Annotated in this window: 11 protein-coding genes; 3 read left to right on the top strand and 8 right to left on the bottom strand. The window is 58.2% G+C overall.

Annotated elements, in window-relative coordinates; all coding sequences use genetic code 11:
• Positions 1 to 414 precede the first annotated feature (414 nt).
• The 8 genes from NH395_RS05700 to NH395_RS05665 form a co-directional block, all read right to left on the bottom strand.
• A complete protein-coding gene (locus NH395_RS05700) occupies positions 415 to 954 on the bottom strand; it encodes a YaeQ family protein (RefSeq protein WP_199283720.1) in 540 nt (179 codons plus the stop codon).
• Positions 955 to 1,009: 55 nt separating this feature from the next.
• Positions 1,010 to 1,699 (bottom strand): glutathione S-transferase family protein, encoded by a 690-nt coding sequence (locus NH395_RS05695; protein ID WP_199283721.1) that lies wholly within the window; start codon positions 1,697 to 1,699, stop codon positions 1,010 to 1,012.
• Positions 1,700 to 1,825: 126 nt separating this feature from the next.
• Positions 1,826 to 2,599, bottom strand: a complete 774-nt coding sequence (locus tag NH395_RS05690) for an enoyl-CoA hydratase-related protein (RefSeq protein WP_199283722.1) — start codon at positions 2,597 to 2,599, stop codon at positions 1,826 to 1,828.
• A 117-nt stretch (positions 2,600 to 2,716) separates the two neighbouring features.
• Complete coding sequence (locus NH395_RS05685) at positions 2,717 to 3,565, bottom strand: 3-hydroxybutyryl-CoA dehydrogenase (RefSeq protein ID WP_253023057.1); 849 nt, start codon at positions 3,563 to 3,565, stop codon at positions 2,717 to 2,719.
• A 41-nt stretch (positions 3,566 to 3,606) separates the two neighbouring features.
• Entirely contained in the window at positions 3,607 to 5,235 is a 1,629-nt protein-coding gene (locus NH395_RS05680) for an acyl-CoA synthetase (RefSeq protein WP_253023055.1), read from the bottom strand.
• 139 nt (positions 5,236 to 5,374) lie between these two features.
• A complete protein-coding gene (locus NH395_RS05675) occupies positions 5,375 to 7,162 on the bottom strand; it encodes an acyl-CoA dehydrogenase (protein ID WP_253023053.1) in 1,788 nt (595 codons plus the stop codon).
• Positions 7,163 to 7,288: 126 nt separating this feature from the next.
• Positions 7,289 to 8,662 carry an MFS transporter gene (locus NH395_RS05670; protein ID WP_253023051.1) on the bottom strand — a complete coding sequence of 458 codons (1,374 nt, stop codon included), beginning with the start codon at positions 8,660 to 8,662 and terminating at the stop codon, positions 7,289 to 7,291.
• 167 nt (positions 8,663 to 8,829) lie between these two features.
• The gene (locus NH395_RS05665; RefSeq protein WP_253023049.1) at positions 8,830 to 9,483 is read right to left on the bottom strand and encodes a class I SAM-dependent methyltransferase; all 654 of its coding nucleotides are present in this window, start codon (positions 9,481 to 9,483) and stop codon (positions 8,830 to 8,832) included.
• 31 nt (positions 9,484 to 9,514) lie between these two features.
• Here NH395_RS05665 and NH395_RS05660 point away from each other — a divergent pair, with 31 nt between their 5' ends.
• From NH395_RS05660 to NH395_RS05650, 3 genes are all read left to right on the top strand, one after another.
• Positions 9,515 to 9,898: a glyoxalase/bleomycin resistance/extradiol dioxygenase family protein gene (locus tag NH395_RS05660; protein ID WP_066318751.1), complete on the top strand. Its 384-nt coding sequence runs from the start codon at positions 9,515 to 9,517 to the stop codon at positions 9,896 to 9,898.
• A gap of 101 nt (positions 9,899 to 9,999) precedes the next feature.
• Positions 10,000 to 10,407 carry a DUF4870 domain-containing protein gene (locus NH395_RS05655; RefSeq protein ID WP_066318753.1) on the top strand — a complete coding sequence of 136 codons (408 nt, stop codon included), beginning with the start codon at positions 10,000 to 10,002 and terminating at the stop codon, positions 10,405 to 10,407.
• Positions 10,408 to 10,409: 2 nt separating this feature from the next.
• A complete protein-coding gene (locus NH395_RS05650; RefSeq protein WP_066318755.1) occupies positions 10,410 to 11,345 on the top strand; it encodes a lysophospholipid acyltransferase family protein in 936 nt (311 codons plus the stop codon).
• The last annotated feature ends 20 nt before the right edge of the window (positions 11,346 to 11,365 follow it).

Raw genomic sequence — 11,365 nt, 5'->3', positions numbered from 1 at the left:
CGGGTCTTTCGCTTCTTGTTCTGGTACTCGGCTTCGGAGAAAGTGATCTGATCCATGCGGTAATGAATCCTAGGCAGTTGACGATGGCCGTATTATCGCTGATTTCGGAGACTTATTCAGAGTCTCCCTAGGCTTTGATGATGGGGCCACCTCACGCCGCTATGACGCCTCAATCCGTTTCATGTTCGTCAGGCCAGCGTTTTGCCTCGAGCTTTCTTCAGATTTCCCTTCGCGAGGGACACCCTTACCGGGCGTGCAGGGGACTTTAACCCCAAAGTCACCCTCAGGTACCAACTCAGGAACAGCGCCAGTCAAGGCGCTGCGCGCCAAGCCTGGCGCGCATCAAAAAAGATGATCTCAAGGGCACTCCGATGCGTCTCCGATTCACCGTGCTCCAGCGACTCTTGCGCAGGGCTAACCACCCCTTAGCAGCCAGTACGGCGTGATTTCATGTTGGCCGTTTTCATCGGTAATGAACATCGATCCTTCGCTGATCATCACGGCCCAGTTAATCGCCCTTGGCAAATCCTTGGCAATGGTCGCGAGTGCTTCCTGTGGCAGCCCCGCCACATGCACATTTTTCAACGATGCCACATTAGGCAGTACCTTGCTCTCCCACATATCGACGCGACCGTAGGCAAGCAGCGATACGCGCTCAGCCCGCCTGGAACACCAGGTAAGGCGCTCAGCATCCGGCAGGCCGACTTCAATCCAGTGCAGCACACGGCCATCCAGGCTCTTTTCCCACAAAGCGGGCTCATCGACGTCGGAAAGGCCACGCCCGAAGGCAAGGGCTTCGTCATACCAAAGCACATAGGCAAGCAAGCGCGCGGTCATGCGCTCTTCGGTCTCTGACGGATGACGTGCCACGGTAAAACGCAGCGTCTCATACACCCCGCGATCCAGATCGGTCAGATTGATATCCACTTTGTAGGGCGTTGCACTAAGGGCCATTGCAGTTTCCAAACGAAAATTTACGCCAGTGTACCTGATACAGGGTATAGACAGGTCATGACAGGCGGAGATCCGCTTTAAGGGTGCCGTTCTTTAGCGTTTCGGCCTCGTGCATCGGCTCGCGCCACGGCTCTTCGAGGGCGGCTTGATACCAGGCCTGCATGGCAGGCAGCGCCAGCAGGCGCTCCACATAAGCCTGAGAGGGTGCACTGAGCGGTAGGTTGAACGTCTGCGCACGGAACGCCACGGGCGCATAAAACGCATCGACAGCGCTGAAGTACTTGCCTGCCAGGAAGGGCCCGCCGAAGCGCTCAAGTCCCTGCTGCCATAGGGCATCCAGGCGGTACACATCAGCCTTCAACTTATCCGACAAGCCGTTTAACTCAACCCGCAGGCCGCAGTTCATTGAGCACTCGTCGCGTAAAGCGCCAAAGCCACTGTGCATTTCGGCAGTGGCTGAGCGTGCCCAGGCACGGGCTGCCTTATCTGCAGGCCATACGTTGGTGTGTTGCTCGGCCAGGTACTCGACGATTGCCAGAGAATCCCACACGGCCAGCTCGCCATCCACCAAGCAAGGAACCAACCCCGAAGGGGAAAAACGCCTAAACGCCTCATGACTGGCACCAAAGCCACCCTCGAACGGCATGAGATGTTCGTTAAACGGAATTTCCAGCGCTTTCATCAGCACCCAAGGACGCAGCGACCAGGAAGAGTAATTCTTGTTGGCAATATACAACTCAAACATGCAGCGCTCCTTGTTGATAACAGAGACGTTAATCGAACGAAATGCTTCACCATGTTGCTTCGAGCATAAAACGGGGGTGGCGCAAGCGCCACCCCCTAAATCAGCAAATATTGAATGAGCAAACGCTTAAAAGTTCGGTTTGCGCTTCTCGACAAAGGCGGACATACCCTCTTTCTGCTCACCACCGGCAAAGCAGAAGGCGAAAAGGCTGGTTTCCAGCGCCAGAGCACTGTCCAGATCCTGATCCAAGCCGTCGTGAACCGCCTGCTTGGCACCGCGCACCGCCTGTGCGCCATTACCTTTAAGCTGTTTGGTGAGCTCTTCAACGTAGCTCTCGAGCTCGGCTTGCGGCATTAACCGGTTCACCAGGCCGATACGCAGCGCCTCTTGGGCGTCGATCTTGCGTCCGGTGGTGACCAGATCAATCGCCATGGCGGGGCCAACGCGGCGCGGCAGTCGCTGGGTACCGCCAAAGCCCGGGATGACCCCGAGCAGCACTTCAGGTTGACCGAACACGGCGTTGTCGCTGGCTACCGCCCAGTCGCAGGCCAGTGCCAGTTCGCAGCCGCCGCCAAGGCAAAACCCGTTCACCAGCGCGACCACCGGCACGGGTAACGTTTCCAGGCGTTTAATGGTACGCAGCGCTTGACTGGCAAAGTCCCGCGCTTCCTCAGGTGTTTTATCACGCATTTCGGTGATATCGGCACCGGCCACGAAGGCTTTCTCCCCGGCACCGGTAAGCAGTACGCCGCGTAAATTCGGGTGGGCTTCAAGCTCCACCAGGTGTGTTTCCAGCGCTAGTAGTACATCGCTATTCAACGCATTCAGTGCTTTGGGACGATTGATGGTGAGGCGCACCATCCCATCGTTATCAACCTTTTCGATCACTGCTTCGCTCATGATGGGCTCCTTATTTGATTTGTTATGGAATTTTAAAATGAATACCCATCAACCCTAGCGAACGCTTGGTTGAGTGGCAATCACTTATTTATGCCGCGCTCTTCAGGTCAGTGCAAGCTAATCGTAATGATAAAAACCGCGGCCGCTCTTACGACCTAGATAGCCCGCCGCGACCATGCGCTTGAGCAGCGGACAGGGACGGTATTTGGGGTCGCCAAAGCCCTCCTGGAGCACATCCATAATCGCCAGACAGACATCCAGGCCAATCAGGTCCGCCAGCGCTAGCGGCCCCATGGGATGAGCCGCGCCTAGCTTCATGGCGTCGTCCACGGCTTCAGGCGTTGCAGTGCCTTCCTGGACGATAAATGCCGCTTCGTTGATCATCGGTACGAGTAAGCGGTTGACCGCAAAGCCAGGCGCGTCACCTACCGGCACGGCGGTTTTGCCAAGGGCCTTGGCGAGTTTTTCAATCTCGGCCACGGTGGCATCGGCGGTCTGCTCGGCGCGAATCACTTCCACCAGTTTGAGTACCGGCACCGGGTTGAAGAAGTGCATGCCTACCACGCGCTCGGGCCGTTCGCACACCGCTGCCAGACGGGTGAGCGATAACGACGAGGTGTTGGAGGCCAGTATCGCGGTGCTGCTCAGCTGGCTCAGGTCGCGGAACAGCGACTCTTTCAGTTCAGGCTGTTCAGGAGCGGCTTCGATAATCACCGCGCAGTTGCTTAGCGCGTCCAGTGTAGTCGTGGTAGAAAGGCGCGCCAGCGCGGCGTCTTTATCCGCCTCGCTGATTTTTTCTTTCGTGACCAGCTTGGTCAAACCTTTATCGATATTCGCCTTGGCACGGCCAAGCGGCTCCTCGGCCACATCGTAAAGGTGCACATTGAAGCCACTGGCAACCGCCACTTGGGCGATCCCCTGCCCCATCGTGCCTGCGCCGACGACACCGATATTCTGATTACTCATGCACTCTCTCCCCTGTCGATGACTAATGCTGTTGACGATTATTAATGCTGTTTGGCTTCTTCCCGCAGTACAAATTTCTGAATCTTGCCCGTCGAGGTTTTCGGCAGCTCGCTGAAAATAACGGTTTTAGGGACTTTGTAGCCCGCCAGGTGTTCACGGCAATGGGCGATAATATCGGCCTCGGTGACTTCGCCATAGCCGACTTTGAGCTTCACAAAGGCACAGGGGGTTTCGCCCCACTTCTCGTCGGGTTTGGCCACCACCGCGGCCTCTTCCACAGCTGGATGGCCGTAAATAGCGTCTTCCACTTCAATGGTGGAGATATTCTCACCGCCGGAAATAATAATGTCCTTGGAGCGATCCTTGATCTCGATATAGCCGTCCGGGTGCCACACGGCCAGGTCGCCGGTATGGTACCAGCCGCCTTCCAGCGCCTGCTCGGTGGCTTCGGCGTTCTTTAAATACCCCTTCATGACATTGTTGCCGCGCATCAGAATCTCGCCGATGGTCTGGCCATCCTTGGGTACCGGCTCAAGGCTGATGGGGTCGGCAACGCACAATGCTTCGAGCATGTGGTAGCGCACCCCCTGACGGGCTTTGATCTTGGCCCGCGCTTCCAGCGGTAACTCATCCCAGGCCTCGCGCCAGGCGCACACGGTCACCGGCCCATACACTTCCGTCAGGCCATAGACATGGGTGACTTCAATGCCCAGCTTCTCTACCCCGGCAATCACCGAGGCCGGCGGCGCTGCACCGGCGGTGGTGACTTTTACCGGGTGGTCAAACTCGCATTTGTCTTCAGCCGGCAGGTTCACCAGGCCATTGAGAATAATCGGCGCTCCGCTGAAGTGCGTGACCTTCTCGGCGGTAATGAGCTGCATGACCTTTTGAGGGTCGACTTTACGCAGGCAAATATTGACCCCGGCGTTGGCGGCAATCGTCCAGGGGAAACACCAGCCGTTGCAGTGGAACATGGGCAGTGTCCACAGGTAGATCGGGTGGTGGGGCATCGCCCACTCCATGATATTGCTCACCGCGTTAAGGTAAGCGCCGCGGTGGTGATAAACCACCCCCTTGGGCTTGCCGGTGGTGCCGGAGGTGTAGTTCAGCGAGATCGCGTCCCACTCATCCGCGGGCAGCTGATAGGCGAAATCCGCGTCGCCTTCTTGAAGCAGCGCTTCGTACTCGACCTCGCCAATGCCCTGGGTGTCGCCGAGAAACTCAACGTCAGCGACATCGATGATCAGCGGTTTATGCTCAAGCTTGGCTACCGCTTGCTGGATGACGTCGGCAAACTCGGGGTCGACCAGAATGGCTTTGGCCTCGCCGTGTTCCAGCATATAGCGGATCGCTTCGGCATCCAGGCGAATGTTGAGCGTGTTCAAGACACACCCCGCCAGCGGCACGCCAAAGTGTGCTTCAAACATCGCGGGCACATTGGGCAGCATCGCCGCCACGGTTTGGCCCGGCTGAATGCCCCGTTGCTGAAGGGCAGAGGCAAGCTGGCGGCAGCGCGACCAGGTCTCGCCCCAATTGCGCCGCGTGCTTCCGTGCACCACCGCCGTATAGTCAGGGTAGATCGACGCGGAGCGCTCGATAAAGGTCAGCGGTGAAAGCGGCACGTGGTTGGCAACGGTCTTGGGCAAGCCTTTTTCAAAGATAGCGGTCATGGTCGGCTCCTGGGCTTATTATTAAGCGTGTTGTTGAAGTCGGTATTACTAAAAGCGTCCGTTTTAAATAGTTGTTTTGATCGCTTAGAAACAGCACCGCCGCCTCAAAGGGCGGCGGTGCTGACTGAAAAGGTTCGCGTTAATGAACCTCAAAGTCGCTTAAACACTGAACGCCTGCCTCGATCACCGCCCGCTGGGCCCTGCCTACCGGCAGCCACTGGGTGATGGCAAATTCAGCGCTGCGCATCTTGGCAGTATAGAAGGGATCATTACTGCCATTATCAATGGCGGCTTTGGCACTCAACGCCGACTGGCCCATCTGCCACGCGCACAGCACATGCCCCGCCAGATTCAGGAAAGGAGTCGCGTAAGCCTGAACGGCGTCTGCACCGCTATCGGGGTCTTTACCTTCTGCCAGCACCATGGCCTGGGCGGCCTTTAAATCGTCAAGCCCGGCGGCCAAGCCGCGGCCCAATGCTGCCAAGGCGGGGTCGGCGTTGAGCTGCTCCACCGTCGCGGCTACCTCTTTCAAGAGCGCGGTGAGCGCTTCGCCGTTGTCACGCTGGAGCTTCCGCCCCGCCAGATCGAGCGCCTGGATACCGTTGGTGCCTTCGTAAATCGGCGCAATCCGGGCATCGCGCAGCAGCTGGGCGGCGCCAGTCTCTTCCACATAGCCCATGCCGCCGTGTACCTGAATGCCCATGGAGGCAATATCCACGGCCTGATCCGTGGAGAAGCTCTTGATGACGGGAATCAAAATATCGGCGCGGGCCTGTGCGGTTTGGCGGGCATCGCTGTTTTCCCCATGGCGAGCGGTGTCCAGTTCGGCGGCGCAGTACAGCGCCAGGGCGCGCAGCGCATCGGTACGTGAACGCATGGAGAGCAGCATACGGCGCACATCAAGGTGGTCGCTGATGGTGCAGTCCTTACCGCCCCGGGCTTTAGGGGAACGCCCCTGGGTGCGCTCCAGGGCGTAGGCAAAGGCGTGCTGGCAGGCGCGCTCGGCCACGCCAATGCCCTGAATGCCAACCTTGTGGCGCGCCTCGTTCATCATGGTGAACATATGGTTGAGGCCACGCCCCTCCTCGCCGACCAGATAACCAACTGCACCGCCGTTTTCGCCAAAGCTCAGGGTGCAGGTGGGCGAACCATGAATACCCAGCTTGTGCTCAATGGAGGCGCAGGTGACGTCGTTGCGCTCACCCAGGGAACCGTCGTCGTTGACCAGAAATTTGGGCACCAGAAACAGCGAAATGCCTTTGTTGCCCTCCGGGGCGTCGGGTTTGCGGGCCAGTACCAGGTGGATAATGTTCTCGGCGGCGTCGTGCTCGCCCCAGGTAATGTAGATTTTCTGGCCGCTGATGCGGTAATGACTGCCTTCGGGAATGGCTTTGGTACGGACTTTCGAAAGATCCGAGCCAGCCTGGGGCTCGGTCAGGTTCATGGTGCCGGTCCAGGTACCTTCTACCAGCTTGGGGAGATAGACCGCTTTCTGGTCGTCGTTACCATGGTGGGCCAAGGCCTCGATGGCACCGGCCGTCAGCATGGGGCACAGGCCCAGCGCCATATTGGCGCCGTGGAGCATTTCCTGAACGGCGCTGGCCACCACTTCCGGCAGATTTTGTCCGCCCAGGGATTCAGAGACGCCAATGCCGTTCCAGCCACCTTCCACATACGCCTGGTAAGCCGCCGCGAAGCCATCCGGCGTCGTTACACTGCCATCCGCTTGGCGCATCGCCCCCTGCTTATCGCCAACATCGTTCAGCGGCCCCCAGACATCACCGGCCAGCTTGGCGGCTTCTTCAAGCACGGCCTCGACAAGTTCAGGGGTGGCTTCTTCAAAGCCCGGCAGGTTCAGCGAACGATGCGCTAGCAGTTCTTCAAGCACAAAGCGCAAATCGCGTACCGGCGCGGCATAATAGTTCATAACGAGACCTCGGGCTAAGATTTTAAACAATTGTTTGAAAGTCTACAGTGGATACTAGTAATCCTCGCCACTACACACCATTAGCCCAAGGTCTCAACAAGGCGTCATCCAGGCAATGGAGGCCCTTCAATGCCGCTCGCCAGCCTGCTCGATATCATCGTAATACACGATGTGGCTTTCATCTTCAGGCGGTGGCCCGACAATAGGTGCTGCCACGTCCACATCGGGCACCAGGTCGGATAGATCCTCCAGATGCTCGTGCTCCAGCGCTCCCTGCATCAACTCTTCGGTGACCACCAGCTCGGCACCCGCAGAACTCATCGGCGTCGTGGCAGTAAACGGTGCCACCGGGACAGGCGCGGGGCGGACACGTCGACGCCAGCTGAAGAACACCACAAAAAACAGGCTCAGCGCCCCGAAAGCCCAGAACAGCCCGGCATCGCCCAGGGCGGTCATCACCGGGGAGATCATCAAGGGGCTGATCGTCGCACCGATGGAGTTGATCAACAGCAGTCCCTGACTCATGCGCACCAGGGCACCGGCCGGGGCACGGTCAGCCGCATGGCTGACTGCTACCGGATAAAGCGCAAATACCCCGCCACCCAGCAGGAAGAGCAGCACCGCCAGCATTGGCGTGGAGAGCGGCAGCCACAGCATGGCCGCCGAGATCAGCACGCAGAAAGCGCTGATCGCGATCAACACCATCTGGCGGTCGTGGCGGTCCGACCAGCGACCAATGGGATACTGCAGCAGCATGGCGCCCATAATCACCACGGCCATCATCTGGCCGACCTGGCTGACCGTCATGCCAATTCGCTGTAAATAGAGCGGCAGCAGCGTATACGCCGCCGCGACCACCATGCCCGACCCCAGACTGCCCATGACACCGGTAGGCGTCATGGTAATCAAACGCAGAGGAGGCAGTGGTTCGGCATGCTCGATAAGCGGTGATACGCGGGGAATCATGGCCATCGGCAGTACCGAGAGTGACGCTAGAAGCCCGATCACCATGAACGGTGCCGTCATGCCCATGGCATCGGTCACGCCCAGCAGCAATTGGCCCAACACGCCAGCGGCATACAGCGAGATCATATACAGCGCGAGCAGACGACCGCGTACCTTCTGGTCGCCAGAGGTCAACAGCCAGCTTTCAATGACCAGATACACGCCCACCGTGGCCCAGCCGCCGATCAAGCGCAGCACGAACCAGGCCCAGGGATCAAAGAATAGCCCCTGTAGGAGTACCGTCACGGCCACCAGCGAGGCAAAGCTACCGTAGGCACGGATATGACCGATACGCAGCAACAGGCGATCATTCACCATGGCACCCAGTGCCAGGCCAATAAAGTAGGCAGACGAGACAATACCGATTAACGTGGCCGACTCACCCGCTGCATCCAGGCGGATGGTGATCAAGGTAGCGAGAAAACCGTTACCGATCCCGAGAATGAACAGCCCTAACAGGGGGGCCAGCGCCATGGCCAGCAATTGCCGCGACATGAAAACCTCGTCTTGCCTAAAGGGGTGAAAAACAGGCGTGAAAACGCAAATAAATGGGTTCACAGAAACCGTTATCTCACCTGGCGCATCGAGTCAGGCCGGGATAGCGGCGCGCAATTATTACCCTCAAGGGAGCAAAGTCAATGCTTTTCTAACGTTACAATTATTCACGTTAGCGGTTTGTATAGAAGAACCACGTCTGGCCCAGGAAATTCCACTACTAAATTATTCTTTTGCGCCCACCAGCGAAAGGTCTTCTCACTAAAAAAGCTGATATGCGTAGGGTCGCTAATATAGTGCCAGCGGGCAAACGCTTCCGGGGAAGTGACCCGCTTGGTCATCAACCCAAGGTAGCCACCGGGCGTGAGCATTCCAGCCAGCTGAGCCAGCACCGGGCCGGGCTTCGCCAGGTGCTCGACCACTTCTGTCGCGGTGATAAAATCGTACTCATGAGTAAGCACCCGCTGTTCTGGCGCATAAAAGGGATCATAAATTGACATGGGGTAGCCCTGCTCTGCGAACATTACCGACAGCGTGGGCCCAGGGCCAGAGCCAAAATCAAGCCCACGGGCCTGGGCGGTCAGTTTAGCGGTCAGCGGGGTAAATAAACGCCCTAAAAAGCGTCGATATCCCGTATCATACGGCGAGTTCCGGTGCTTGTCGTATTCCGCCTTTTCGGCGGCTGCGCTCAAATGCTGCTCTGGCGGCACGAAGACCAGTGCACAGGTGGCACACTGGAAATAGTCTCGGCGACGATCTTGATGGTAGAAGGTGGCATCGTCCTCATCACATAGCGGGCAACGCCGCGTCGTCGTCTTCATTGGCTCACTGTTTTGTATTAAGGAAAGTGGCATGCTCTCAGGTCTGGACCATCTGGTTGTGACTGTGACCGACATGGGTCGCGCGGTGGATTTTTACTCACGTGTTCTGGGACTGGAGGTACGCTACCGAGACGCTCAACGGGTGGATTTACTGCTCGGTGATACCGCGTTGCGTCTGCATCAGACCGACACCGATATCGCCCCCATTTCCGCAACGCCCACCCCTGGCAGTCTGGACCTCTGCCTGCGCTGCCAGCTGCCGCTGGACGAGTTCAAACAGCATCTGGACGTTCTGGGTATTGATATCGAACTGGGCCCGGTGGCACGTCAGGGCGCCAACGGGCCCATCGAGTCGATTTACTTACGCGACCCGGACGGCAACCTGCTCGAGATTTGCCGCCCCGCGGCACGTTAATGCCAAGGCTGATCAGGCACGCTATAATAGCGGTCGCTGAAATACGATAGACAATCCTTATTGTTACAGTATCACTCCGAAAACACGTAAAGGGAAACGTTATGCAAGACAGCAGCCAGGACATGCCAACTGAAGGAACGGTTGTCAACGGAGAGCCCGAGCGCGCGGCTGAAAACCAGCGCAAACCCGACACCACCATGGCGATGGTGGTCTATGCGCTCTATCTCGCCAGCTTTATCCTCGGCTTCACGTCGGTTGTCGGCGTCGTCATCGCCTACGTCTACAAAGGCAAAGGCCCTGAGTGGCTGGACGAACACTACCGCTACCAGATTCGCACTTTCTGGATGGGTATGGTTTACGGGCTCCTGTGCCTGGTCCTGGCCGTCATCGGCATTGGATTCCTGCTCATGCTGGCACTGGCCGTGTGGCTCATTGTGCGCTGTGTCAAAGGCTTTAAAGGGCTGCAGGAGCAACGTGCACCTTCTAATGTAGACACCTGGCTGTTTTAAGCATGGCTCAACACCGGGGTGAAGCCAGCGTGCAGCGCTTCAAAGCCAGTGCGATCAGCTGGTTATGGCGTACGTTATCAAGCTGGCCACTCGTGCGACTGTGGCGACTCTCTTCTCGCCTGGGTCCACTGGTTTACCGCTTTAACAAGCGAGAGCGCGAGGTGACGGAGCGCAACCTGGACGTTGTGTATCCTCGCCTGTCTGCTTTAAAACGCAAAACACTTGCCCAACACAGTTTACGTCACTCAACCGCCACCATGCTGGAACTTGGCCATGCATGGATGGCGGAACCTCATAAAGTGGAAGCCAGCATTTTAGCGGTGCATGGCCGCGACAAACTGGACAACGCCAGGGCGGAAGGACGCGGCGTGATTGTACTGGCGCCGCATTTTGGCAACTGGGAAGTGCTGAATTTCTGGCTGTCGAGCCATTTTCCATTCACTGCCATGTATGAGCCACCCAAGATGGCCGCACTTGACCCGGTTATCCGGCAGGGCCGCGAGCGCATGGGCGCGCAGTTGGTGCCTACCAACCCTCGCGGGGTTGCGGCACTGCTCAAGGCCCTCAAACGCAGCGAAGCCATCGGCATCCTGCCCGACCAGGAGCCTGATTGGGGCAGTGGCGTCTTTGCACCGTTCTTTGGCCGCGATGCCTACACGGCCACACTGCTGCCTAAACTGGTAGCACGCACCCAGGCCCGCGTGGTGACGGGAGTCGCCCTGCGCGTGCCCGGGAAAGGGTTTGAGATTCACTTCCTCGACGCCGACGAGCGCGTCTACGACCCAGACGACGTGCAGTCAGCCACCGGCGTCAATGCCAGCGTCGAAGCCGCCATTGCCCTTGCCCCGGCCCAGTATCAGTGGGAATACAAGCGCTACCGCAAAACCATTCAAGAACAGCAGAAGCTGGCCAATTTCCACGATTACCGGATTTACTAGTTCCCCTGCCGTCGCAAGCG

Origin of the sequence: Halomonas sp. Mc5H-6, from assembly GCF_024124705.1 — a bacterium.
Taxonomy (GTDB): Bacteria; Pseudomonadota; Gammaproteobacteria; order Pseudomonadales; family Halomonadaceae; genus Vreelandella; species Vreelandella subterranea.
The sequence above is the reverse complement of the archived record's forward strand: the minus strand, read 5'-3'. Positions and strand labels throughout refer to the sequence as shown.

Bases quoted from the DNA above. Each gene is read 5' to 3' on its own strand.
- NH395_RS05700 (WP_199283720.1), bottom strand. From the start codon at position 954: ATGGCCCTTAGTGCAACGCCCTACAAAGTGGATATCAATCTGACCGAT.
- NH395_RS05695 (WP_199283721.1), bottom strand. From the start codon at position 1,699: ATGTTTGAGTTGTATATTGCCAACAAGAATTACTCTTCCTGGTCGCTG.
- NH395_RS05690 (WP_199283722.1), bottom strand. From the start codon at position 2,599: ATGAGCGAAGCAGTGATCGAAAAGGTTGATAACGATGGGATGGTGCGC.
- NH395_RS05685 (WP_253023057.1), bottom strand. From the start codon at position 3,565: ATGAGTAATCAGAATATCGGTGTCGTCGGCGCAGGCACGATGGGGCAG.
- NH395_RS05680 (WP_253023055.1), bottom strand. From the start codon at position 5,235: ATGACCGCTATCTTTGAAAAAGGCTTGCCCAAGACCGTTGCCAACCAC.
- NH395_RS05675 (WP_253023053.1), bottom strand. From the start codon at position 7,162: ATGAACTATTATGCCGCGCCGGTACGCGATTTGCGCTTTGTGCTTGAA.
- NH395_RS05670 (WP_253023051.1), bottom strand. From the start codon at position 8,662: ATGTCGCGGCAATTGCTGGCCATGGCGCTGGCCCCCCTGTTAGGGCTG.
- NH395_RS05665 (WP_253023049.1), bottom strand. From the start codon at position 9,483: ATGAAGACGACGACGCGGCGTTGCCCGCTATGTGATGAGGACGATGCC.
- NH395_RS05660 (WP_066318751.1), top strand. From the start codon at position 9,515: ATGCTCTCAGGTCTGGACCATCTGGTTGTGACTGTGACCGACATGGGT.
- NH395_RS05655 (WP_066318753.1), top strand. From the start codon at position 10,000: ATGCAAGACAGCAGCCAGGACATGCCAACTGAAGGAACGGTTGTCAAC.
- NH395_RS05650 (WP_066318755.1), top strand. From the start codon at position 10,410: ATGGCTCAACACCGGGGTGAAGCCAGCGTGCAGCGCTTCAAAGCCAGT.